The organism is Cupriavidus sp. 207A1 (assembly GCF_057798955.1).
Genome location: NZ_JBYOJO010000006.1, coordinates 319,402 through 342,447, shown reverse-complemented (window position 1 = coordinate 342,447; position 23,046 = coordinate 319,402). Strand labels below are relative to the sequence as shown.

At 68.6% G+C, this 23,046-nt stretch carries 23 protein-coding genes; 7 read left to right on the top strand and 16 right to left on the bottom strand.

The window, feature by feature from the left end:
- Positions 1 to 6: 6 nt before the first annotated feature.
- The 9 genes from AC3FMM_RS13965 to AC3FMM_RS13925 all read right to left on the bottom strand — a co-directional run bounded on the left by AC3FMM_RS13965 (position 7) and on the right by AC3FMM_RS13925 (position 7,677).
- Positions 7 to 705, bottom strand: coding sequence for an ATP-binding cassette domain-containing protein (locus AC3FMM_RS13965; protein ID WP_414247576.1), 699 nt, complete (start codon positions 703 to 705; stop codon positions 7 to 9).
- Positions 702 to 1,400 carry an ABC transporter permease gene (locus AC3FMM_RS13960; protein ID WP_115710713.1) on the bottom strand — a complete coding sequence of 233 codons (699 nt, stop codon included), beginning with the start codon at positions 1,398 to 1,400 and terminating at the stop codon, positions 702 to 704. The genes AC3FMM_RS13965 and AC3FMM_RS13960 overlap by 4 nt, the downstream gene beginning before the upstream one ends.
- A 4-nt stretch (positions 1,401 to 1,404) precedes the next feature.
- Positions 1,405 to 2,226, bottom strand: coding sequence for a 3-methyl-2-oxobutanoate hydroxymethyltransferase (panB, locus tag AC3FMM_RS13955; protein ID WP_488686841.1), 822 nt, complete (start codon positions 2,224 to 2,226; stop codon positions 1,405 to 1,407).
- A 102-nt stretch (positions 2,227 to 2,328) separates the two neighbouring features.
- Positions 2,329 to 2,970 carry a deoxynucleoside kinase gene (locus tag AC3FMM_RS13950; protein ID WP_115710711.1) on the bottom strand — a complete coding sequence of 214 codons (642 nt, stop codon included), beginning with the start codon at positions 2,968 to 2,970 and terminating at the stop codon, positions 2,329 to 2,331.
- Positions 2,971 to 3,026: 56 nt separating this feature from the next.
- Positions 3,027 to 3,566 carry a 2-amino-4-hydroxy-6-hydroxymethyldihydropteridine diphosphokinase gene (folK, locus tag AC3FMM_RS13945; protein ID WP_115681065.1) on the bottom strand — a complete coding sequence of 180 codons (540 nt, stop codon included), beginning with the start codon at positions 3,564 to 3,566 and terminating at the stop codon, positions 3,027 to 3,029.
- Positions 3,567 to 5,096 carry a polynucleotide adenylyltransferase PcnB gene (gene pcnB / locus AC3FMM_RS13940; RefSeq protein ID WP_115710707.1) on the bottom strand — a complete coding sequence of 510 codons (1,530 nt, stop codon included), beginning with the start codon at positions 5,094 to 5,096 and terminating at the stop codon, positions 3,567 to 3,569.
- Between the two features lies 1 nt (position 5,097).
- Complete coding sequence (locus AC3FMM_RS13935) at positions 5,098 to 5,772, bottom strand: histidinol-phosphatase (protein WP_115681063.1); 675 nt, start codon at positions 5,770 to 5,772, stop codon at positions 5,098 to 5,100.
- 63 nt (positions 5,773 to 5,835) lie between these two features.
- Entirely contained in the window at positions 5,836 to 6,543 is a 708-nt protein-coding gene (hda, locus tag AC3FMM_RS13930) for a DnaA regulatory inactivator Hda (RefSeq protein WP_012353781.1), read from the bottom strand.
- A 63-nt stretch (positions 6,544 to 6,606) separates the two neighbouring features.
- Positions 6,607 to 7,677 carry an AI-2E family transporter gene (locus tag AC3FMM_RS13925; protein ID WP_115710706.1) on the bottom strand — a complete coding sequence of 357 codons (1,071 nt, stop codon included), beginning with the start codon at positions 7,675 to 7,677 and terminating at the stop codon, positions 6,607 to 6,609.
- A gap of 191 nt (positions 7,678 to 7,868) precedes the next feature.
- Between AC3FMM_RS13925 and purM the strand changes: the two genes are divergently transcribed.
- The 5 genes from purM (at position 7,869) to AC3FMM_RS13900 (ending at position 14,249) form a co-directional block, all read left to right on the top strand.
- Entirely contained in the window at positions 7,869 to 8,921 is a 1,053-nt protein-coding gene (gene purM / locus AC3FMM_RS13920) for a phosphoribosylformylglycinamidine cyclo-ligase (protein ID WP_115681061.1), read from the top strand.
- A gap of 335 nt (positions 8,922 to 9,256) precedes the next feature.
- On the top strand, positions 9,257 to 10,585 hold the full coding sequence (locus AC3FMM_RS13915) for an MFS transporter (protein ID WP_115710704.1): 1,329 nt from the start codon (positions 9,257 to 9,259) through the stop codon (positions 10,583 to 10,585).
- Positions 10,586 to 10,625: 40 nt separating this feature from the next.
- Positions 10,626 to 12,062 carry a dihydropyrimidinase gene (gene hydA, locus AC3FMM_RS13910; protein ID WP_116313032.1) on the top strand — a complete coding sequence of 479 codons (1,437 nt, stop codon included), beginning with the start codon at positions 10,626 to 10,628 and terminating at the stop codon, positions 12,060 to 12,062.
- A 42-nt stretch (positions 12,063 to 12,104) separates the two neighbouring features.
- Entirely contained in the window at positions 12,105 to 13,496 is a 1,392-nt protein-coding gene (locus AC3FMM_RS13905) for an amidase (protein ID WP_488686840.1), read from the top strand.
- 9 nt (positions 13,497 to 13,505) lie between these two features.
- Positions 13,506 to 14,249, top strand: coding sequence for an aspartate/glutamate racemase family protein (locus tag AC3FMM_RS13900; protein ID WP_115681057.1), 744 nt, complete (start codon positions 13,506 to 13,508; stop codon positions 14,247 to 14,249).
- 37 nt (positions 14,250 to 14,286) lie between these two features.
- On the opposite strand, the gene AC3FMM_RS13895 is transcribed toward AC3FMM_RS13900, so the two are convergent.
- The 4 genes from AC3FMM_RS13895 to mutL form a co-directional block, all read right to left on the bottom strand.
- On the bottom strand, positions 14,287 to 15,030 hold the full coding sequence (locus AC3FMM_RS13895; protein ID WP_115681056.1) for a GntR family transcriptional regulator: 744 nt from the start codon (positions 15,028 to 15,030) through the stop codon (positions 14,287 to 14,289).
- A gap of 97 nt (positions 15,031 to 15,127) precedes the next feature.
- Complete coding sequence (locus AC3FMM_RS13890) at positions 15,128 to 15,640, bottom strand: GNAT family N-acetyltransferase (RefSeq protein WP_115710698.1); 513 nt, start codon at positions 15,638 to 15,640, stop codon at positions 15,128 to 15,130.
- A 79-nt stretch (positions 15,641 to 15,719) separates the two neighbouring features.
- Positions 15,720 to 16,688: a tRNA (adenosine(37)-N6)-dimethylallyltransferase MiaA gene (miaA, locus tag AC3FMM_RS13885; RefSeq protein WP_488686839.1), complete on the bottom strand. Its 969-nt coding sequence runs from the start codon at positions 16,686 to 16,688 to the stop codon at positions 15,720 to 15,722.
- 32 nt (positions 16,689 to 16,720) lie between these two features.
- Entirely contained in the window at positions 16,721 to 18,703 is a 1,983-nt protein-coding gene (mutL, locus tag AC3FMM_RS13880) for a DNA mismatch repair endonuclease MutL (protein WP_473702990.1), read from the bottom strand.
- 165 nt (positions 18,704 to 18,868) lie between these two features.
- On the opposite strand from mutL, the gene AC3FMM_RS13875 reads away from it, so the two are divergent.
- The gene (locus tag AC3FMM_RS13875; RefSeq protein WP_018007966.1) at positions 18,869 to 19,522 is read left to right on the top strand and encodes a VTT domain-containing protein; all 654 of its coding nucleotides are present in this window, start codon (positions 18,869 to 18,871) and stop codon (positions 19,520 to 19,522) included.
- A 20-nt stretch (positions 19,523 to 19,542) separates the two neighbouring features.
- On the opposite strand, the gene AC3FMM_RS13870 is transcribed toward AC3FMM_RS13875, so the two are convergent.
- Together AC3FMM_RS13870 and murJ are read right to left on the bottom strand one after the other, a co-directional pair.
- Complete coding sequence (locus tag AC3FMM_RS13870) at positions 19,543 to 20,391, bottom strand: SirB1 family protein (RefSeq protein WP_062801644.1); 849 nt, start codon at positions 20,389 to 20,391, stop codon at positions 19,543 to 19,545.
- Between the two features lie 91 nt (positions 20,392 to 20,482).
- Positions 20,483 to 22,033: a murein biosynthesis integral membrane protein MurJ gene (gene murJ, locus AC3FMM_RS13865; RefSeq protein ID WP_116313027.1), complete on the bottom strand. Its 1,551-nt coding sequence runs from the start codon at positions 22,031 to 22,033 to the stop codon at positions 20,483 to 20,485.
- Between the two features lie 320 nt (positions 22,034 to 22,353).
- Here murJ and rpsT point away from each other — a divergent pair, with 320 nt between their 5' ends.
- Complete coding sequence (gene rpsT / locus AC3FMM_RS13860; RefSeq protein ID WP_006579059.1) at positions 22,354 to 22,620, top strand: 30S ribosomal protein S20; 267 nt, start codon at positions 22,354 to 22,356, stop codon at positions 22,618 to 22,620.
- A 119-nt stretch (positions 22,621 to 22,739) separates the two neighbouring features.
- On the opposite strand, the gene AC3FMM_RS13855 is transcribed toward rpsT, so the two are convergent.
- The gene (locus AC3FMM_RS13855) at positions 22,740 to 23,039 is read right to left on the bottom strand and encodes a DUF3579 domain-containing protein (RefSeq protein ID WP_012353767.1); all 300 of its coding nucleotides are present in this window, start codon (positions 23,037 to 23,039) and stop codon (positions 22,740 to 22,742) included.
- Between the last annotated feature and the right edge of the window lie 7 nt (positions 23,040 to 23,046).

Genomic DNA, 23,046 nt, shown 5'->3' with positions numbered 1-23,046 from the left:
CGCTGATTAGGGGTGGTGGGTGTCGAGTACGCCGTCGCCCAGTTTCCAGCGCACCACGCCGGGCAGGTTGATCAGCTCGCGGTCGTGGCAGATCATCACCACGGTGCGGCCTTCGGCGGCAAGGTCGCCGACCAGTGCGATCACCTGCTCGCGCGCGTGCCCGTCCAGGCTGGAGGTGGGTTCGTCGAGCAGCAGCAATTCCGGCTCCAGCACCTTGGCGCGCGCCAGCGCGACGCGCTGGATCTCGCCACCGGACAGGTATTCGGGCGCGGTGTCCTGCAGGTGCGAGACCCCGGCCCAGCCCAGCGCCTCGCCCACGCGCAGGTCGATCTCATGGCGCGGCAGGCCGCGCGCGCGCAGGCCGTAGGCGATGTTCTCGCGCACCGAGGTGCGGAACAGGTAGGGATGCTGGTGCAGGTAGGCAATGCGCCGGCGCAGCGCGGGCGGCAGCGGTGTCAGCGCCGCGCTGTGGGCGTGGCCCTGCGCATCGGTCCAGTGCGCGACCGCGCCGGGCGCGGGCTCCAGCCCCGCCAGCATGCGCAGCAGCGTGGTCTTGCCGGCGCCGTTCATGCCGGTCATGACGATCGCAGTGGCGCGCGGGATCACCAGCGTGTCGATCGCGAACAGCTTGCGCAGGCCGATGCTGCGCGCCAGCCCGCGCACGATCAGCAGCGGGCCGTGGTCGGCGGCAACGGTCAGTGTCATCGGCGAAAGCCCCCGGCACCCTGCAGCCAGGCCATGCCGATATTGACCAGCAGCGCCAGCGCCACCAGCACCAGGCCCAGCGCAATGCCCTGCGCGAATTCGCCCTTGCTGGTTTCCAGCGCGATGGCGGTGGTGATGGTGCGGGTCGAGCCCTCGATATTGCCGCCGATCATCAGCGCCGAGCCCACTTCGGCGATCACGCGGCCAAAACCGGCGACCACCGCCGCCATCAGCCCGAAGCGCAGTTCGCGCAGTACCGTCAGGAAGGTGCGCCAGCGGCCGGCGCCCAGCACCCAGGCAGTCTCGCGCAGGCGCACGTCGGCGCCCTGCAGCGTCGACAGCGCAAACGCCAGCACCACCGGGAAGCCGATCACGGCCTGCCCCAGCACCATGCCGGCAGGGGTGAACAGCAGGTGCAGGCTGCCCAGCGGACCCTGGCGCGTCAGCAGCAGGTAGAGGATCAGCCCGACCAGCACGGTCGGGAACGACAGGAAGGCCTGCGCCACCACCACCACGGCGCGGCGGCCCGGGAACTGGCGCGTGGCGATCAGCCACGCCGCGGCGATGGCCGGCACGGTGGCAATCGCCAGCCCCAGCACCGCCACCACCAGCGAGGTCCAGACGATGAACCACAGGCCGGCGTCGCCGCTGGCCAGCAGGCGGAAGGCTTCGGCGGTGGCGCTGCCGATCTCCACCTCGTCAGGCGGAGAAGGTGTGCTCGACGGCGGGGAAGCTGCCGTCCTTGACGGCGGCCACGTAGGCACGCACCGCGGCCTCGATCGACGGCTGGCCGTCCATGAAGTTGCGCACGAACTTGGCCTTGCGGCCAGGATAGATGTTGAGCATGTCCTGCAGCACCAGCACCTGGCCCGAGCAGTCGGCGCCGGCGCCGATGCCGATGGTGGGCACCGCCAGCGACTGCGTGATCTCGCCGGCCAGCGCCGCCGGCACCGCCTCCATCAGCACCACCTGGGCGCCGGCGGCCTGCAGCGCCAGTGCATCGCGCCTGAGCTGGGCCGCGCCGGCGTCGGTCTTGCCCTGCACCTTGAAGCCGCCCAGCGCATGCACCGACTGCGGCGTCAGGCCGATATGCGCGCACACCGGGATGCTGCGCTCGACCAGGAACCTGACGATCGGCGCGAGCCAGTCGCCGCCTTCGAGCTTGACCATCTGCGCGCCCGCCTTCATCAGCGTGACGGCGCTGGCAAACGCGGCTTCCGGCGTCGGATAGGTGCCGAACGGCAGGTCCGTCAGCAGCAGCGCGGTCTGGTTGGCGCGCGCGGCGCATTCGGTGTGGTAGGCCATCTGTTCCAGCGTGACCGGCAGCGTGGTCTGCTGGCCCTGCATCACATTGCCCAGCGAGTCGCCCACCAGGATCATCTCCACGCCGCAGTAGTCGAGCAGCGCGGCGAAGCTGGAGTCGTACGCGGTCAGCATGGCGATTTTCTCGCCGGCGTCACGCATCGCCTGCAGTTTGGGAATCGTGATGGTCTTGCGGGAGGGATCGAGGAGGTAGCTCATGGCAGTGCCCGTGTAGGACGGCCTTGCCGGTGCCGGGAGGGCGGCCCGCACGGCAACGACAGCCGTCGTTATTGTGTTGTGTCTGGCAGGCGAGGATGCCTGTCAGGGCGCGGCGAGATTGAGAAAGGCCTTGCGGCCGCGCATGTTTTCGATGCGCGACAGTAGTGTACGGAAATCGTCGTCATTGTCCACCGGATTGAAGTGGGCGGTGTCGACCACCAGCACCGGGGCGTCGTCGTAGCGGTGGAACAGTTCGCCATAGGCGCCGGCCAGGCGCTGCAGGTAGTGTTCGTCGATGCCGGCCTCGCCGGGCTCGCCACGGCGCACGATGCGCTCGCGCAAGAGCGAGGGGGTTGCCTGCAGCACGATCACCAGGTCGGCGCGTTGCGGCGGCAGCGCCAGCCGCGCGGCGATGCCGTCGTACAGCGCCAGTTCGTCCTCGGACAGCGTCAGCGCGGCATGCAGGCGGTCTTTGGCGATCAGGAAGTTGCTGACCATGCGCTGGCCGGCGGCGACGCCCGCCTGCCACTGCTGCAGCTGCACCGCGCGCTGGGTCAGGCACCACAGCTGCAGCGCCAGCGCATGGCGCGCGGGGTCGCGGTAGAACGGCTCGAGGAACGGGCTGCGGCGCGCGTGGTCAGGCAGTTCCTGGGCCTGCAGCGTGCGCGCCAGGCGCTGGGCCAGCGAGGTCTTGCCCGAACCGACGGGGCCTTCGACGACAATGCGGCGCAGGTGATCGAGCATGGCGCTCCGGGCGTCAGTGTGGTGGATGGCAGTGCCGCGGGCGCTGCCGGGCGGGCTCAGCCGGGGGTGCCGCCACGGTCGGGCTCGCCGGCGGCGGCCTGCATGCGCAGGCACTTGCAGGTGGAAACCTTCTCGATGCGCTGCGCGCCCACGCCGGCCAGGTAGTCGGCCGCGCGGCCCCGCCCCGGGATCGCCAGCGCGGCGTCCAGCTCCAGCAGCGGCACTAGCGTAAAGGCACGCTCGGTCAGGCGCGGGTGCGGCACGGTCAGGTGCTCGTGGTCGTGCTGTTCGTCGCCGAACAGCAGCAGGTCCAGGTCCAGCGTGCGCGGCGCGTTGCGGAACGGGCGCTCGCGGCCGAACTGGTCTTCGATGTGGTGGCAGATGCGCAGCAGCTGCGATGCGGTGAACGAGGTCTGCACCTTGACCACCGCGTTGTAGTAGTCGTCGCCGCCGGCATCGACCGGCGCGGTGCGATAGAGCGAGGAACGCGCCAGCACCGTGATGCCGACCTGCTGGGCCAGGCACACGATGGCGTCCTTGATGGCCTGGCGGGCATCGCCAATATTTGCGCCGATGCCGATGAAGGCGAGAGTCATTTACGTTTCCTCCGGCTGGCCGGGGCCGGCATGTGCTGCCTCGCCCGCGTCCGAGTCGCTCCGGGAAGAAACTTTATCCGATTTCCGCGGACCGCGCCGGCGGCGCTTCTTGCGGGCCGGGCCTTCGCCTTCCGCACCCTGGGCGCTACCTTGGCCGCCACCCTGGCCGCGCGCGCTGCGCACCGCGTCGATCAGGTCTTCGCGCTCATGCGGCTCGGCGTTCTGGAAGTCGTTCCACCAGGCGGCCAGCTCTTCCGGCAGCTCGCCCGACTGGCAGCGCAGCGCCAGGAAATCGTAGCCGGCGCGGAAGCGCGGCGATTCCAGCAGCCGGAACGGCATGCGGCCGACGCGCTTTTCGAAGCGCGGCTGCATGCCCCAGATATCGCGCATGTCGGTGACAAAGCGGCGCTGGATCGCGAGCTGGCCGGTCTGCTTTTCCAGCACCGTGTCCATGGCGGCGTTGAGCGCGGCGATGGCGTGCTCGCCCTCGTCGCGCAGCTTGTTCCAGCGCTGCAGCACGTGGTGCCACAGCAGCGCGGCGAACAGGAAGCCCGGCGACACCGGCTTGCCGGCCTGCACGCGGCGGTCGGTGTTGTCCAGCGCCAGCTGCACGAAGCGCTGGCCCATGGGTTGCTCCAGCGCCACGTCCAGCAGCGGCAGCAGGCCCTTGTGCAGGCCGGCCTTGCGCAGCTCCTGCAGCGAGGCCCAGGCGTGGCCGGACATCAGCAGCTTGAGCATCTCGTCGAACAGGCGCGCGCTGGGCACGTTGTGGATCAGTTCGGCCAGGCCGGCGATCGGCAGGCGCGTGGCCTCGTCGATATCGAAGCCGGTCTTGGCGGCGAAGCGCACCACGCGCAGCATCCGCACCGGATCTTCGCGATAGCGCGTGGCCGGGTCGCCGATCATGCGCAGCAGGCGCGCGCGGATGTCTTCCATGCCGTGATGGTAGTCATGCACGGTCTGCGCGGCCGGATCGTAGTACATCGCGTTGATGGTGAAGTCGCGGCGTTCCGCGTCTTCGGCCTGCGAGCCCCATACGTTGTCGCGCAGCACGCGGCCCGAGGCGTCGATCGCATGGGTCTTGCTGTCGAGCTCGGCACGCTTCAGGCGGCGGCCTTCGGGCAGGGTCTCGCTGGCGATGGCGTCGACCAGCGCACGGAAGGTCGAGACCTCGATGATTTCCTGCTCGCGCCCGCCGTAGAAGGTCACGTGCACGATCTGGAAGCGCCGGCCGATGATGCGCGAGCGGCGGAACAGCGACTGCACCTGCTCGGGCGTGGCATTGGTGGCGACGTCGAAGTCCTTGGGCTTGATGCCGAGCAGCAGGTCGCGCACGGCGCCGCCGACGATATAGGCCTGGTAGCCGGCCTGCTGCAGCGTGGAGGTGACCTTGACAGCATTGCGCGACAGCAGCGTGGGGTCGATCTGGTGCTCGTCCACGTTGACGATGCGCGGCGTATGGGCGCGGCCGGTACGGCGCTGCTTGGGGCCGGGTTTGCCCAGCAGCCGGGTAATGAGCTTCTTGATCACGTCAGAACAGATCCATGATGCGCCAGCCGGCCGCGGCGGCGTGGTGGCGCAGGCGATCGTCCGGGTTGGTGGCGATCGGCTCGGTGACCTTCTCCAGCAGGGGCAGGTCGTTGGCCGAGTCGCTGTAGAAAGTGGTGGTCTCGAAGTTGTCCCAGCCCGCGCCCTGGGCCTTGAGCCAGGCTTCGACGCGGGTGATCTTGCCTTCGCGGAAGCTGGGCACGCCCTCGACCTCGCCGGTGAACTGGCTCTCGGGCTTGCCATCGACGGTGGCCGGCTCGGTCGCGATCAGGTGCTTGATGCCGAAGGCCGCGGCGATCGGCGCGGTGACGAAGCTGTTGGTGGCGGTGACCACGGCGCACAGGTCGCCGGCTTCGAGGTGCTTGTAGACCAGCGCGCGCGCCTGTGGCGTGATCACCGGGTCGATCACCTCGTGCATGAAGCGCACCCGCATGGCATCGAGCCGGTCGCGCGGATTGGCCGCCAGCGGCGCCAGCGCGAAGCGCAGGAAGGCCTGGATATCGAGCGTGCCGGCCTTGTAGTGGCCGTAGAACTCGTCGTTCTTCTGCCGGTAGATTACCTCGTCGACGACGCCCAGGCGGACCAGGAAGCGGCCCCATTCATGGTCGCTGTCGGTCGGGATCAGGGTGTGGTCGAGGTCAAAGAGTGCCAGATTCATGGGCGGCGATTTTACCTGAAGGCAGGATGGGGGGAGGGGAGCATGCGGTGCCGGGGCCGCCGTCTAATCCCGGAATTCGGCGAACATCTCGCGCAGCAGCGGCAGCGTGACCGGCCGCTTGCGTTCCAGCGAATAGGTGTCGAGCGCATCCAGCAGCGCCATCAGGCTGGGCATGTCGCGGTAGTGCCGCGTCACCAGCCAGTGCGTGATCTCGGGCGACAGCTGCAGGCCGCGCTCGCGTGCCGCATGGAGCACGGCGGCCTTCTTGTCGTCGTCGGACAACGGCGCGACCTGGTACACCAGGCCCCAGCCCAGGCGCGTGCGCAGGTCCTCGCGCACCGGCATCGCGCGCGGCGCCAGGCCGCCCGCCACCACCAGCGCGGTGCGCCCGTGCGCGCGCACCTCGTTGTAGAGCGAGAACACCGCGATCTGGCGCGCTTCGTCGAGCAGCTCGACGTCATCGACGGTGTAGAGCTGGCACCAGGGGTCGAACAGGAAATCGGACAGCGGATGGTGCGGGCTCAGGTAGCGGCAGCGGATGCCGTGCTGCGGCCCGGCCTCGCACACCGCATGCAGCAGATGGGTACGGCCGCAGCCGACCTCGCCCCACAGGTAGATCAGGCGGTCGCTGGCGTGCTCCTGCGCGAGCGCGGGCGGCAATTCGCGCAGCCGCTGCACCGCCTCGCGGTTGGACGCCACCACGAAATTCTCGAAGGTCGAAGGCGGCGGGCTGCCCAGCTCGAGCGACAATTGCTTGGGACGCGGGGACATGACGTATGGCTAACTTCGGCTAGATTCGTGGAGCGGGCAGCAGCGGGTAGCGGGCGCCAGCCGTTATTTTCGATAGAGATCGCTGGCCAGGTAAACCCGCCGCAGCTGGCGCGCCCCCACCAGCAGCACGGCGCAGGTCGGCAGCGCCAGCAGCACGCCGAAGAAGCCGAACAGCTGGCCGAAGGCGAGCAGCGCGAAGATCACCACCAGCGGGTGCAGGCCGATGCGCTCGCCGACCAGCCTTGGCGTCAGGTAGAAGCTCTCGATGAACTGGCCGAAGCCGTAGACCACCGCCACCGCGGCCAGCCCGTACCAGTTGCCGAACTGCAGCAGCGCCGCCAGGATCGCCATCACCAGCCCGACGCCGAAGCCAATATACGGGATAAACACCGCCAGCCCGGTGAAGACCCCGACCGGCACGCCGATATCGAAGCCGGCGATGGTCAGCCCGATCGAGTAGATCGCCGCCAGGATCACCATCACCAGGATCTGGCCGCGCAGGTATTGCGACAGCAGCGCGTCGGTCTCGTTGGTCAGCTCGCGCACCTTGGGCACCCAGCGGCGCGGCACCACGCCCTCGATGCGGCGCATCACCATGTGCCAGTCCATCATCAGGTAGAACATGACGATGGGCACGATGAAGACGATGCCCGCCACCGCGATCAGCGCGGAACCCGACATCTTGACGTAGTTCAGCAGCACCACCAGCAGGTCTTCCGGGCTGGCCGCGAAGCGGTCCGACATCATGTTGCGCAGGCCGGGGAAGTCGAAGCGTACGCGCACGCCGAACTCGGCCAGCCGCGGCGACACCACCGAATTGAGCTTCTTCAGCAGGATCGGCAACTGCTCGCGCACCTGCGGGATCTCGCGCTGGAGCACCGCGATCAGCAGCAGCACCAGCATCACGCAGACCACCGTCAGCAGCAGGATCATCAGCGTCACGCCGATCGCGCGCGGCACCCGGCGGCGCTGCAGCCAGTCGACGCCGGGGTTCAGGATATAGGCGAAGATGAATGCGAACAGGAACGGCGTCAGCACCGGCGCCAGCGCGAGGATGGCGGCGAACAGCGCCACGGCCACGACGATCCACAGCAGGATGCGCTTGGCCTCTTGGTTCAACAGCGGGGCATTCATCAAGGGTTGGGAGGGGGCGGCAGCGCCGTTTGCGGCGCGATCTCGCCGGAAACTGGAAGCGGGGGGCCTCTATCCGTTAAAATTGCGATTCTACTGGACTCGCGCCCGCCTTCCGATGCCAAGCGACGGAGGCGACGGTGGCCCGAGAGCCGAATTCCTCACTTTATTTCCTCCAGGACAAGCAGGTTCCCATGAGCGCATCCCCGACCGCCGGCCAGGCAGGCCTTTCCTACCGCGACGCCGGTGTTGACATCGATGCCGGCGACGCGCTGGTCGACCGCATCAAGCCGTTCGCCAAGCGCACCATGCGCGAGGGCGTGATGGCGGGCATCGGCGGGTTCGGTGCGCTGTTCGAGCTGTCGAAGAAGTTCCAGGAGCCGGTGCTGGTGTCGGGCACCGATGGCGTGGGCACCAAGCTCAAGCTGGCGTTCCAGCTGAACCGCCATGACACCGTGGGCCAGGACCTGGTCGCCATGAGTGTCAACGACATCCTGGTGCAGGGCGCCGAGCCGCTGTTCTTCCTCGACTATTTCGCCTGCGGCAAGCTGGACGTCGACACCGCCGCCACCGTGATCCAGGGCATTGCCCGCGGCTGCGAACTGGCCGGCTGCGCGCTGATCGGCGGCGAGACCGCCGAAATGCCGAGCATGTACCCGGACGGCGAATACGACCTGGCCGGCTTTGCCGTCGGCGCGGTCGAGAAGAAGAAGATCATCGACGGCAGCACCATCACCCCGGGCGACGTGGTGCTGGGCCTGGCCTCGTCGGGCGCGCATTCCAACGGTTACTCGCTGGTGCGCAAGATCATCGAGGTGGCCAGGCCGGACCTGAACGCCGACTTCCACGGCCAGCGCCTGCAGGACGCGATCATGGCGCCGACGCGGATCTACGTGAAGCCGCTGCTGTCGCTGATCGAAACCCTGCCGGTCAAGGGCATGGCCCACATCACCGGCGGCGGCCTGACCGAAAACGTGCCGCGCGTGCTGGCGCAGAACGTGACGGCCGTGCTGCATCGCGATGCCTGGACCCTGCCGCCGCTGTTCCAGTGGCTGCAGGCGCAGGGCCGCGTGGCCGACGACGAAATGCACCGCGTCTTCAACTGCGGCATCGGCATGGTGGTGATCGTGGCCAAGGAAGACGCCGAACGCGCCATCCGCCACCTGCAGGCCGCCGGCGAAGCCGTGTGGCAGATCGGCGAGATCCGCGAACGCGCCGAGGGCGAGGCCCAGACCATCGTGATCTGACGCGAACTCAGCGTTTCACACATACAGAAAACGGCGCATGCCTTCGGGCATGCGCCGTTTTTTTTCGTCCGCACGCGCTGGCGGATAGCGGGTTAGGTGTTTACCCGAACTCGGTGCCGCCATGTGGTGGACGGTGCCGCTTTAGTGCATCGCACCAAATTCCAGCATGCATATGCACCATTTCTGAAAAACAATATTTCTCTTGATTGTATGGCGGTTTATGGCCTAATGTACTGAGCAAAGACGAGGCACACGCATGCCCGTCCGGAGACAACCCAGCGCGCATCCGGCGACCGGTGCGCAGCGGGCAGGCCAGGGACCATTGGAGGACCACCATGCAAGCAGTCAGCATCGACGCGGCGGAAAAAGGCACGTCGGCCAGCAAACAGTCAGTCGCGCGCGTCGCCGGGGCCAGCCTGGCCGGCACCACGCTCGAGTTCTACGACCATTTCATCTACGGATCGGCCGCCGCGCTGGTCTTCCCCAAGCTGTTCTTCCCGCAGAGCGATCCGCTGACCGCGACGCTGCTGTCCTTCGCCAGCTATGGCGTGGCGTTCGTGGCGCGGCCGCTGGGCGCGGCCATCTTCGGCCACTACGGCGACAAGATGGGCCGCAAGTCGATCCTGATCATCACGCTGCTGATGATGGGCCTGGCCACCTTCGGCATCGGCCTGCTGCCGACCTATGCCGCGGCCGGCGCGCTGGCGCCGCTGCTGCTGGTGCTGCTGCGCGTGGTGCAGGGCCTGGCGCTGGGCGGCGAGTGGGGCGGGGCCGCGATCATGGTCAACGAACTCGATCCCGAAGGTAAGCGGCGCGGCATGCTCGGCAGCCTGGTGCAGCTGGCGGCGCCGATCGGCCTGCTGCTGGCCAACGGCATCTTTGCGCTGGTGACGTGGCAGGTATCCGAAGAAGCCTTCCTCAGCTGGGGCTGGCGCGTGCCGTTCCTGCTGTCGGCGCTGCTGGTCGGCGTCGGGCTGTATATCCGTTCCAACGTGCGCGAATCCGGCATGTTCGAGAAGCTGGAGGAATCGCATGCCGAAGCGCGCGCACCGATCATGGAAGTGCTGCGCAACTACAAGAAGCAGCTGCTGATCGCGTTCGGCGCGCGGCTGGGCGGCGATATTGCCTTCTACGTGTTCACGCTGTTCCTGCTGTATTTCGTGCCGACCAAGCTGGGCCTGCCCAAGAGCATCGCGCTCAATGCCGTGCTGCTGGGCGCGGTGGCGCAGATCCTGTTCATCCCGATCGCCGGCCTGCTGGCTGACCGTATCGGCCGCCGGCCGGTGCTGATGATCGGCGGCATCGGCGGCGCGGTGTGGGCGTTCGTGTTCTTCGCCATGGTCAAGACCGGCAGCCCGGCGCTGATCATGCTGGCCTCGTTCGTCGGCATGGTGCTGGTGTCGTTCATGTTCTCGCCGCTGGCCTCGTTCCTGCCCGAGCTGTTCGCCACCCGGGTGCGCGTCACCGGTGCCTCGCTCGGCTTCCAGTTCGCCGGCGTGTTCGGCGGCGCGCTCGCTCCGCTGATCGCCGTGGGCCTGCTCGACCGCTTCGGCAACACCATGCCGGTGGCGCTCTACCTGGCAGCGGTGTGCGCGCTGATCGCGGTGGCGGCGTTCGCGGCGCGTGAAACCGCGCGCATGCACCTGTCCGACGCCGACCGCTGAAGCGCGGCCGCTCTCCTTGTCCTCACAACCAAACCGTACCGTGAAACAGTTCGACCTCATCATCCGCAACGGCACCGTCGTCACCGCCAGCGACACCATGCAATGCGATATCGGCATCGCCGGCGGCCGCATCGTGCAGCTCGGCCTTGACCTGGGCGAGGCCGCGCAGGTGATCGACGCCGGCGGCAAGCTGGTGCTGCCCGGCGGCGTCGATGCGCACTGCCACCTGGACCAGCCGATGCCGGACGGGCTGCGCATGGCGGATGACTTCCGCACCGGCTCGGTCTCGGCGGCGTGCGGCGGCACCACCACCGTGATTCCCTTCGCCGCGCAGGAGAAGGGCCATTCGCTGCGCGCCGCGGTGGCCGACTACCATCGCCGCGCCGGCGGCAAGTCGGTGGTCGACTACGCCTTCCACCTGATCGTGGCTGACCCGACGGAGGCGGTGCTGAACGACGAGCTGCCGGGCCTGATCCGCGAAGGCTATTCGTCGTTCAAGATCTACATGACCTACGACGACCTCAAGCTGAACGACCGCGAGATCCTCGAGGTACTGTCGGTGGCGCGCCAGGAAGGCGCGCTGGTGATGGTGCATGCCGAGAACTCCGACTGCATCGCCTGGCTCACCGACAAGCTCGGGGCGGCCGGCAATACCGCGCCGAAGTTCCACGCGCTGGCGCGGCCGATGGCGATCGAGCGCGAGGCCACGCACCGCGCCATCACGTTCTCCGAGCTGGTCGACGTGCCGATCCTGATCGTCCATGTCTCGGGCAAGGAGGCGGTCGAGCAGATTCGCTGGGCGCGCAACCGCGGCATGAAGATCTTTGCCGAGACCTGTCCGCAGTACCTGTTCCTGACCGCCGAAGACCTCGACCAGCCCGGCTACCACGGTGCCAAGTGCGTGTGCAGCCCGCCGCCGCGCGACCGCAGCAACCAGCAGGTGATCTGGGACGGCCTGGCCGACGGCCTCTTCACCATCTTCTCGTCCGACCATGCACCGTTCCGCTACGAAGACGCGCAGGGCAAGAAGCCCGGCGGCCAGGAAGTCCCGTTCCAGTACATCCCCAACGGCATCCCCGGACTCGAGACGCGGCTGCCGCTGCTGTTCTCGGCAGGCGTGGTGGGCGGCCGCATCTCGGTCAACCAGTTCGTCGCGCTGACCTCGACCAACCCGGCCAAGCTCTACGGCCTGCATCCGCGCAAGGGCACCATCGCCATCGGCGCCGATGCCGACCTGGCGATCTGGGACCCGCAGCGCGAAGTGACGATCCGCAATGAGGGGCTGCACCATGCCGTCGACTACACCCCCTACGAGGGCCTGCGCGTGACCGGCTGGCCGGTGACCACGCTGGTGCGCGGCAAGGTGGTGGCGCACGAGGGCGAGGTCATGGCCGAGGCCGGCCACGGCGAGTTCCTGCCATGCGGCCTGCCCGAAATGGCGCGGCCGCGCTACCGCACTTCGGGCGGCAGCCTGTGAACGCCGCCTTGCGTGATCGATAGCTTGACCGACACTGTAGACATGGAACTGACCAATCGCCTCGACGCCGCCACCATCGCGGCCCGCGTCGCCGCCGGGCGCCTCGACCCCGCCGAGGTGGCGGCGGCCTTCCAGGCCCGCATCGCGGCGCGCAACGACCAGCTCAACGCCGTCTTCGAACAACGCCAGGAACTGGTCGATGCCGACCTGGCGCAACTGCGCGCGCGCCTGGCGCAGGGCGAGCGCCCGCTGCTGGCGGGCGTGCCGGTGATCGTCAAGGACGTGATCTGGAGCCAGGGCCGGCGCGTGACGCAGGGCTCGCAGCTGTACCGCGACTTCATCGCACCCGCCGACGCGATCGCGGTCGAGCGCCTGCGCCGCGCCGGCGCGATCGTGCTCGGCATGGGCAACACCTCGGAGTTCGCCTGCAAGGGGCTGACCACCAACAAGGTCTACGGCCTGACGCGCCATCCGCTCGACCCCACGCTGACCGCGGGCGGCTCGTCGGGCGGCTGCGCGGTGGCGGTGGCGGCCGGCATGGCGCCGCTGGCGCTGGGCACCGATGGCGGCGGCTCCAGCCGGCGCCCGCCCGCGCATGCCGGCGTGGTCGGCTTCAAGCCCTCCTACGGCGCGATCCCCGACTCGGTCGGCTTCGCCCATGCCTTCAACGGCATTCAGGTGATTGCGCCGATCACGCGCACCGTCGCCGATGCCGAGCTGATGTTCGAGGCGCTGGCCGGCGCCGATCCGCGCGACCCCGACACCCTCGGCTTCTCGCCGGGCGCGGCGCGGCCGCTGCATACGCTGAAGATCGCGGTCAGTCCGCGCCTGGGCCTGGACACGCCGGTCGACGACGATGTCGCGCAGGCGTTCGACCAGGCCGTGGCCCGCCTGCAGGCCGCGGGGCTGAGTATCGAGCGCGCCGACCCGGCGTGGCCGCAGGGCGCCGACGAGGCCGCGCTGATGCCGCTGCAGCATGTCGGCCTGGCCCATCTCTATGGCGATGCCTGGCGCCGCGACCCCGAGGTATTCGATGCCGACGTCGCGCGCCAGATCGAGCGCGGGCTGGCCTGGACCGGCGCCGAGGTGGCGCGCGCGCGCGAAGCCAGCCGCCAGATCGCGCTGGCGGTGGCCGCCTTCTTTACCCGCTACGACCTGCTGCTGTGCCCTACCACGCCGTGCGTGGCCTGGCGCAACGACCGCCTCGGGCCGGAGCGCATCGGCGGCGTGGCGGTGGAGCCGCGCGCCCATGCGGTATTCACGCCCTTCTTCAACCATGCGCTGGCGCCGGCGATCTCGGTGCCTTGCGGCAGCGGCCGCGACGGCCTGCCGGTGGGCCTGCAGATCGCCGGCCCGCGCGGTGCCGACCGCAGCGTGCTGGCCGCTGCGAAGCTGGCCGAAAACGTGCTGGCGTCCTTAGTCAACCCTGCCTGATCCCCTGACATGCGAATCCTTGTTCTGAACCCCAACACCAGCGAAGGCATCACCGCGCGCCTGATGGCCGCCGCGAACGAGGCCGCCGCGCCCGGCACCGAGCTGGTGCCGCTGACCGCGAGCCGCGGCGTGCCGTATATCGCCACCCGCGCCGAAGCGCAGATCGGCGGCGCCATCGCGCTGGAAATGCTGGCCGAGCATCACGGCCAGTTCGACGCGGCGGTCATCGCCGCCTTCGGCGACCCCGGCCTGATGGGGGCGCGCGAGCTGTTCGACCTGCCCGTGGTGGGCATGGCCGAGGCGGCGATGCTGTCGGCGTGCATGCTCGGGCGGCGCTTTGCCATCGTCACCTTTGCGCGCGCGCTGGGCCCCTGGTACGAGGAGTGCGTCGACATGCACGGGCTGCGCGGCCGGCTGGCCGGCATCCGCATGCTCGACGGCAGCTTTGCCTCGGTGTCGGACGTGCAGGAAGAGAAGGAAGCCGTACTGGTGGAACTGGCCAACCGCGCCGTGGTGGAAGACGAGGCCGACGTGGTGATCCTGGCCGGCGCGCCGCTGGCCGGCCTCGCCGCGCGCGTGCGCGACCGCATTCCGGTGCCGGTGGTCGACCAGATGGCCGCCGCCGTCAAGCAGGCCGAGGCGCTGGTTGCGCTGCAGCCCCGCAAGGCCACCGCGGGCACCTTCCGCCGCCCCGACGCCAAGCCCACGCTGGGTTTGCCGGCGGCGCTGGCGGCGCGCATCGAGCACCGCTAAGCCGCGCCGCGGCTTGCTTTCAGGTGAACGCCGCGGTTCAGACCGCGGCGAACACCGCTTCCAGGTCCACCTTTTCTTCGGCGGGCAACTCCAGGCGCAGCGTGCTTTCGACGTGGCCGAGGTGCTCGCTCATCAGCCGCGCGGCGCGTTCGCCGTCGCCGGCTTCCAGCGCATCGACGATATCGTCGTGCTCGTGATGCGGGCACGACGGCACGCCCGGCGCGTCATACAGCGCAATGATCAGGCAGGTCAGCGAGCACAGCTCGCGCATGTACTTGCCCAGGTACTGGTTGCCCGTCATTTCCGCCAGCTTGCAGTGGAACTCGCCCGACAGCCGGATGATGGCGCGGCGGTCGTTGCTGTCTCGTGCCTGCGCTTCCTGGCGCGTGGTCTCGCGCAGCGCGCGCACGCCCCCGGCGCTGATCGCGCCGGCCAGGTCGCGCACCAGCGCGGGCTCCAGCAGGTGGCGGGAATGCAGCACCTGGCGCGCTTCGGCCACGCTCGGGCTGGAGACGAAGGTGCCACGGTTGGGATGCACGGTCAGCACACCCTCGTGCGCCAGCTTGGCGAAGGCCAGCCGCACCTTGGTGCGGCTGACGCCAAATACCCCGCCCAGCTTTTCCTCGACCAGTTTCGTGCCCGGCGGCAGGCGGTGCTCCCAGATCGCGGTCAGGATTCGGTCCGCGATTTCCTCGACCGATGCGCCGCGCGCACCGTCCGCGTCGGTCTCAGGGAGTCCTTCGGTGGGCCTGGCGGCCGGTTCGGCTTTGGTGCGTGGCATGGCGGTTGGCGCGGTCCGGAAAAAAGACAGTTGTTGCTGTCATTGTATGGCGGTTTCGGATCAAGTGTATAACACCGGTGGTGGACCGGTTGCCGCCTTACTTCCCGCCGAGCTGCTCCAGGGCCGCGCCGGTCACGCGGCAGATGCGCCAGTCAGGGAGCACGTCGGCGCCCATGGCCTGGTAGAAGTCGATCGACGGCTGGTTCCAGTCCAGCACCGACCATTCGAAGCGGCCGCAGCCGCGCTCGAGCGCGAGCGCGGCCAGATGCTTGAGCAGGGCCTTGCCCAGGCCGTGCCCACGCCACGCCGGATCGACATACAGGTCTTCCAGGTAAAGACCGGGCTTGGCCAGGAAGGTAGAGAAGTTGTGGAAGAAGAGGGCAAAGCCGACCGCCTTGCGGCCCGCCTTGCCGTCGACATCGGTGTCGACCTCCACCAGCACGGCCTCGGCATGCGGCGTGGCGCCGAACAGCGCCGCCTCGATCTTCCGCGGCGTGGCTTCGACCAGATGGGTCAGCTTTTCGTATTCGGCCAGCGCCAGGATCAGGTTGAACAGCGTTTCGCTGTCGGCGGCGGTGGCGGGGCGCAGCGTGAAGTTGGGCTTGGACATGCGGGTCGGCCTTGCGAGGTCAGGGATCGGCAATTATCGCCTGTCCGTCACTCGCCATGCCAGCCGGCATGGCACCGGATCAGTGGCCGAAATCCGCCAGCCTGCGCACCTGGTCGACATAATCGGGCGCCAGGCAATCGACCACCAGCCGCTCGGGCGTGCTGCGCAGCCACGTCAGCTGGCGCTTGCACAGCTGGCGCGTGGCGGCGATGCCGCGCTCGCGCATGGTGGCAAAGTCGGCCTCGCCATCCAGGTATTCCCACACCTGCCGGTAACCGACGCAGCGGATCGACGGCAGCCCCGGATGCAGGTCGCCGCGCGCGCGCAGACGCTCGACCTCCCCGATAAAGCCTTGCGCCAGCATGGCGTCATAGCGCCGGGCGATGCGGTCATGCAGCGCCAGCCGGTCCGACGGCTCGAGCGCGATCACGCGGTAGCGCTGGTCGGCCGCGCCGGCAAAGGTGCGGCCCTCGGCCTGGCGCGCCAGCAGCGCCGACATCGGCTGGCCCGACAGCTGGTGGATCTCCAGTGCGCGCTGGATGCGCTGCGCATCATTGGGTGCGAGCCGCGCCGCGGTGACCGGGTCGACCTCGGCCAGCATCGCATGCAGGGCCGGCCAGCCGCGCTCGGCGGCGAGCTGGTCCAGCTCGGCGCGCAGCGCGGCGTCGGCCTGCGGCAGGTCGTTGAGACCCTGCGTCAGCGCCTTGTAATAGAGCATGGTGCCGCCGACGATCAGCGGCACGTGGCCGCGCGCGCGGATCTGCGCGACCAGGCGCTCGGCGTCGGTGACAAACTGCGCGGCCGAGTAGCTGTCGGCCGGGTCGATGATGTCGATCAGGTGATGCGGCGCCGCGGCCAGTTCGTCGCGCGTGGGCTTGGCGGTGCCGATATCCATCTCGCGGTACACCAGCGCCGAGTCCAGGCTGATGATCACCACCGGTGCGTCGGCCGCCAGCGCCAGCGCGGCGGCGGTCTTGCCCGACGCGGTAGGGCCGAGCAGGCAGACCACGGGCGGGTGCGAGGCGGAATCGTGGGGTACGGCGGACATCGAAAACCTTGGATCAAAAGATGCGAGCGCGCTTATTGCCCGCGCAGGAACAGCCGGTCGAGCTCGGTCACGGTCAGCTGCACCCAGGTGGGCCGGCCGTGGTTGCACTGGTCGGCGCGCTCGGTCTGCTCCATCTGGCGCAGCAGCGCGTTCATTTCCTCGACCGTGAGCTTGCGGTTGGCGCGCACCGCGCTGTGGCAGGCCAGGGTCGCAAGCAGTTCGTTGCGGCGCTCGGCCAGCACGCGCGAGCCACCGTAGGCGTGCAGGTCGCGCAGCACGTCGCGCGCCAGCGCCTCGGCATCGGCCTGCTGCAGCAGCGCCGGCACCGCGCGCACCGCCAGCGTGGTGGGCGACACCGGGGCGATATCGAAGCCCAGCAGCGTCAGCGTTTCCTGGTGTTCTTCGGCGACGCCGATCTCGACCGGGCTGGCGGGCAGCGTGACCGGGAGCAGCAGCGGCTGCACCGCCAGCTCGCGCGCGTCCAGTGCGGCCTTGATCTGCTCGTAGAGGATGCGCTCGTGCGCCGCGTGCATGTCGACCAGCACCAGCCCGCGCGCATTCTGCGCCAGCACGTAGATGCCGTGCAGCTGGGCGATGGCATAGCCGAGCGGGTGTTCGTCGGCAGCGCCGGTGTGGTCGGACGCCGTTGCAGCCGGCAGCCGGTCCAGCAGGCCGGGCGGATCGCCGGCGCGCGCCGCCTCGACGTCGGCCAGCCATGCCGGCGGTTGCGGCGACGCGCCGGCCCAGCCGCCGGAGGGCGTGGCGGGCGCGCCGTATGGGCGTGCCACCGGCGCGGTGGCCTCGCGCACCATGCCCAGGTAGGCCTGGCGCGGCTGGGCGATGCCCAGTTCGGTCTGGCGGGCCGCGGAATAGTTGATCCATTGGCCCGGGCCGCCAGCGCCAGGCCGCGCTGCGGCCGCTGGCGGTACGGCGCCCGGCGGCAGCGTGAGCTCGCCGTCGGCATCGGTATGCAGGCTGTCGCCGTTGGCGCCGGCCTGGCGTGCCAGGCTGCGCTGCACCGCGTGGTAGACAAACTGGTGCACGGCGCGCGATTCGCGGAAGCGCACTTCGATCTTGGACGGATGCACGTTGACGTCGACCATCTCCGGCGGCAGGTCCAGGCACAGCACGTACGACGGGAAGCGGTCGCCGTGCAGCACGTCCTGGTAAGCGCTGCGCACCGCATGGTTGAGCAGCTTGTCGCGCACGAAGCGGCCGTTGACAAAGAAGTACTGCTGGTCCGGCCGCCCGCGCGAGGCGGTGGGCAGCCCGGCAAAGCCGTACAGGCTCAGGGTATCGGCGTGCTCGTCCAGCGCCAGCCGGGCGCGGGCGAAGTCGCTGCCCAGCACCTGCACCGTGCGCGTGGCGACGTCGCCGGCATTCCAGTGCTCCAGCGGCTTGCCGTTGTGGTGGACCGAGATGGTCACGTCCGGCCGTGCCAGCGCCACGCGCCGGACCATCTCCAGGCAGTGGCCCAGCTCGGTTTGTTCCGTCTTGAGGAACTTTCTGCGCGCCGGCGTGTTGAAGTAGAGGTGCTGCACGTCGACGGTGGTGCCTACACCGCCGGAAGCGGGTTGCAGCGCGCCGGAGTCGGCGCTGACCTGGGTGGCATGGGCATCCGCCGCGGTGCGGCTGGTCAGCGACATCTGCGACACGGATGCGATCGAGGCCAGCGCCTCGCCGCGGAAACCGAGGGTCAGCACCGATTCGAGTTCGTCGAGCGAGGCGATCTTGCTGGTGGCGTGCCGCATCAGCGCCACCGGCAGCTCGGCGGCGGGAATGCCGCAGCCGTTGTCGGTGATGACGATGCGCCGCACGCCGCCTTCCTCCAGCCGGATGCCGAGCTGCGTGGCGCCGGCATCGAGCGCGTTTTCCAGCAGTTCCTTGACCACGGACGCCGGGCGTTCGACCACTTCGCCGGCGGCGATCTGGCTGATGAGCTGGTCCGGCAGCGGCCGGATCGGGCGCGGCTGCTGGGTGGTGCGCAAGGCAGTGCTGGAAGGGGAGGCTGGCATCCGGCGATTATACGTGGACGTTCCCCCACGCAGACGGGTTGCCGAGGTGGGGGAAAGGCGCCGCCGCTCTTGTATGATTCAGGCGATGGCGGCGCGGATCCGAGATCGGCGCCGCATGGGAATAAACCGTCAAACCACCACACGGGGAACGACTTGGATCTCGCTTTGCAGCTCATCGACATGCTGGTGCATGTCGACAAATACCTCGGCACGGTCATCGACCAGTACGGCCACTGGGTCTATGCCATCCTGTTCCTGATCGTTTTTGCCGAGACCGGGCTGGTGGTGCTGCCGTTCCTGCCGGGCGACTCGCTGCTGTTTATCGCCGGCGCCTTCTGCGCGACCGGAGCCATGAACGAATGGGTGCTGATCGGCCTGCTGCTGGTGGCGGCCATTTCCGGCAATACCGTCAACTATATGGTGGGCAACTGGATCGGGCCAAAGGTGTTCGACCACCAGTGGCGCTTCCTGGACCAGGATGCCTTGCGCCGCACCCATGACTTCTATGAGCGGCACGGCGGCAAGACGCTGGTGATGGCGCGCTTCGTGCCGATCGTGCGCACCTTCGCGCCGTTCGTGGCTGGTGTGTCGCAGATGACCTTCGCGCGCTTCCAGATGTTCAACGTGATCGGCGCCGTGGCATGGGTGGTCGGCCTGGTGTTTGCCGGCTACTTCTTCGGCAACCTGCCGTTCATCCGCCAGTACCTGAACCTGATTGTGCTGGCCGGCATCGGCGCGGCCGTAGTGCCGCTGGTGCTGGGGGGGCTGTGGAAGCTGGTGCGCGGCAACCGCCGCCGGCCTACGCGCGTCGAGCGCTGAGCCGCCCCGGTTGAGCAGCCTCAGCTGAGGCTGCGGCTCATCATCCGCAGCGCGGGCATGCGCTCGCGGATCTGGCCGATATCGGCGGCGTCCGGGCGGGCCTGGACATAGGCTTCCAGGTCGGCGAGCGCGGGGCGGAAGCACTCCAGGTTGGCATAGGCCAGGCCCCGGTCGCGCACTTCCTCGATGGATCCCGGCAGCAGGATCACCAGCCGGTTCTGCACCGCCAGCAGCCGCTGCCAGCGCGATTCCTGCAGATAGATCGCCTTCAGGTTGCGCAGCATGCGCGCGATGATCTCGCGGTGGCTGGCCGCGCGCAGGAACAGGCCCAGCGGCACCTGGCTGGCATCGCTGATGCCCTCGCGCTCCAGGTATGGGTCCAGCATCTCCTGCAACTGTTCCTTCGACAGGGTCTCGCCGGTGAGCGGGTCCAGTATCACCTCGCCGGCCGGGATCGTCATGCGCAGCAGGAAATGGTTGGGAAACGACACCCCCTTGAGCGGCAGGCCGATCTGCTGGCCCAGTTCCATATGCAGCACCGCGAGCGAGATCGGGATGCCGCGGCGCTGGCGCAGCACCACGTTCAGGTACGAGTTGTCGGGGTCGTAGTAGTCGTTCGCGTTGGCGCCGAAGCCCAGATCGCGATAGAAGAAATGGTTCAGCAGGCGCAGCCGCTGGATCGCGGGGGTGCCTTCGGCAATCCGGCGCTTCAGCCGCAGCGCCAGCACGTCCAGCGCCGCCAGTTCGCCCTGCAGGTCCAGGTCGGGATAGGCGTCCTGCGCGATGGAGAGCGCGGTCTCGGTCAGCGGGATGCCGTTTTCGTCGGCCACGAGGCTGGCGAAATAATCCAGGACTTTGGTCGATGTCATGTCGGTTTCCCGGTGCAGCCGCCGGCACCGCGCGCAGCGTGGGTCACCAATGCCAGGCGCTCAGCCGGCAATGGCAGTTGCCGCTGACCCATCAGCCGGCCCGGCGCCTGAAGGCAGAGTAGCGCAGTCCCATGAGCCACAGTGTACCGAAGTAGACCACCGCTGCAAGTACCAGGCACGAAGCCAGCAGCGCGATGCGCAGCAGCGGCGTCGCGCCCAGGCCGATCCAGTCGAAGTTGCGCGCGAACCAGAGCAGCATGCCCGACAGCAGCAGCACCGAAGCGCTCAGCTGCGCGAGGAACAGCCACCAGCCCGGCGCCGGGCGGTACAGGCCGCGCCGGCGCAAGCCGTAGAACAGCAGCAGCGCGTTGAGCGTGGCCCCGGCGCTGATCGACAGCGCCAGCCCGGCATGGCCGATCCAGGGCACGAAGGCCACGTTGCAGGCCTGCGTGATCACCAGCACCAGCAGCGCGATCTTGACCGGCGTGCGGATATCCTGCCGCGCATAGAAGCCCGGCGCGAGGATCTTGATCGAAATCAGCCCCATCAGGCCCACGCCGTAAGAGACCAGCGCCTGGCGCGTCATCTCGACCGCATGGGCGTCGAACTTGCCGTAGTTGAACAGCACCGCGGTCAGCGGCGCGCCGAACACGAACAGCCCGACCGCGCACGGCACGGCCAGCAGGAAGGTCAGGCGCAGGCCCCAGTCGAGCAGGCTCGAATACTCGGCGTGGTCGCCCGAGGCGTTGGCCCTGGACAGGCTGGGCAGCAGGATCGTCCCCAGCGCCACGCCCAGCAGCGCGGTCGGGAATTCCATCAGGCGGTCGGCATAGGTCAGGTACGAAACGCTGCCCGCCGCCAGCCGCGAGGCGATATTGGTGTTGATGATCTGGCTGACCTGCGCCACCGACACTGCCAGCAGCGCCGGCCCCATCTGGCGCAGGATGCGGCGCACGCCCGGGTCAGACCACGCCGCGCGCAGGTTGAAGCGGATGCGCGGCATCACCCCCAGGCGCCGCAGCGCCGGCACCTGGATCGCCAGCTGCAGCACGCCGCCGATCAGCACGCCCCAGGCCTGCGCGTAGATCGGCTGCTCCATGTGGGGGCCGACGAACAGCGCCGCCACGATCAGGCACAGGTTGAGCAGCACCGGCGTAAAGGCCGGCACCGCGAACTTGCGCCAGGTATTGAGGATGCCCGACGCCAGCGCCACCAGCGAGATCAGCCCGATATACGGGAACATCACCCGCGTCATGAACACGGCCGCGGTATAGGTATCGGCCTGCCCGCGAAAACCCGTGGCGACCACCGTCATCACCAGCGGCGCACCGATCACGCCCAGCAGCGACACGGCCATCAGCACCCAGGTCATCACGGTGGCGACGGCATCGATCAGGGCCTTGGTCGGGGCATCGCCGCGCTTGGCGTGGTATTCGCCCAGGATCGGCACGAAGGCCTGTGAAAACGCGCCTTCGCCGAAGATGCGGCGCAGCAGGTTGGGGATGCGGAAGGCCACGTTGAACGCGTCGGTCATGTCCGACGCGCCGAAGGCGCGGGCGATCAGGATCTCGCGCACCAGGCCGGTGACGCGCGAGAGCATCGTCAGGCTGCTGATGGTGGCGAGCGCTTTGAGCAGGTTCAAGGTGCGGACGGGTGCGTGACGGGTGGGCCGGTGCCAGGGGCGCCGCGGGCTCTTTGAGACGCGGTCCGGGCAGTAAAGTTGCCGGCGCGCCACGTGGCCCGGCACAATGTGGCGCTTATTATACGGATCACGCTGCGTGGCCCGGCCTGCGCCGGCAAAGTCCCGGCGGTCTTGTCACATGCTCCGGCATCTGTGTATAATTGCCGATTCACAAGGACAGTTGCGTTCCGGATTCGTGTGTCAGTGCATCCCGGGTCGCTCGATATGACTTAATTGTTGTGTCCCCCGCGGCACGCATCTGAATTCAGGATATTTTTTACATGGCAAATTCCGCACAAGCCCGCAAGCGCGCCCGCCAGGCCGTTGCCCAGAACGCTCACAACTCCAGCCTGCGTTCGCGTCTGCGCACCGCCGTCAAGGCCGTCCGCAAGGCCATCGACGCTGGCGACAAGGCCGCTGCCGCCGAGATCTTCAAGAACTCGCAAGCTGTGATCGACAGCATCGCCGACAAGAAGATCGTGCACAAGAACAAGGCTGCACGTCACAAGTCGCGCCTGTCGGCCGCCATCAAGGCCATGGCTGCCTGATAGCTGGCCGGGCCGCCACGGCGGCCCAGCAGAGGCGGGTGCCCCCGGGCATGCCGCCAACAACAAAAAAGCTCGTCACCCGACGAGCTTTTTTGCTTTCCGGCGCCGCGCCGCCGGGCTTATTCGAGCGAGCAGGCTTCCACCAGCTGCAGGTTGTTGTCCCGGGCGAAATTCAGCACGAAGTCCAGCGCCTTGGGTTCGATATCACGCAGGCGCACGTCCACCACCACGCATTTGACATTGCCGGCAAAGATCGGCCGCACGTAGGGGGAGTAGGTCAGGCGGGGGTCGCCGCTGTCGCCCTCGGGGCGGAACTGCGCCATCACGCCGCACAGTCGTTCAGCCCAGTCGCTCGGGCGGAAGGTCTTGCCTTCCTTGGTAATGCCTTGGATAAAGTATTCGCGAACGTTGGGGTTCATGAGGCTG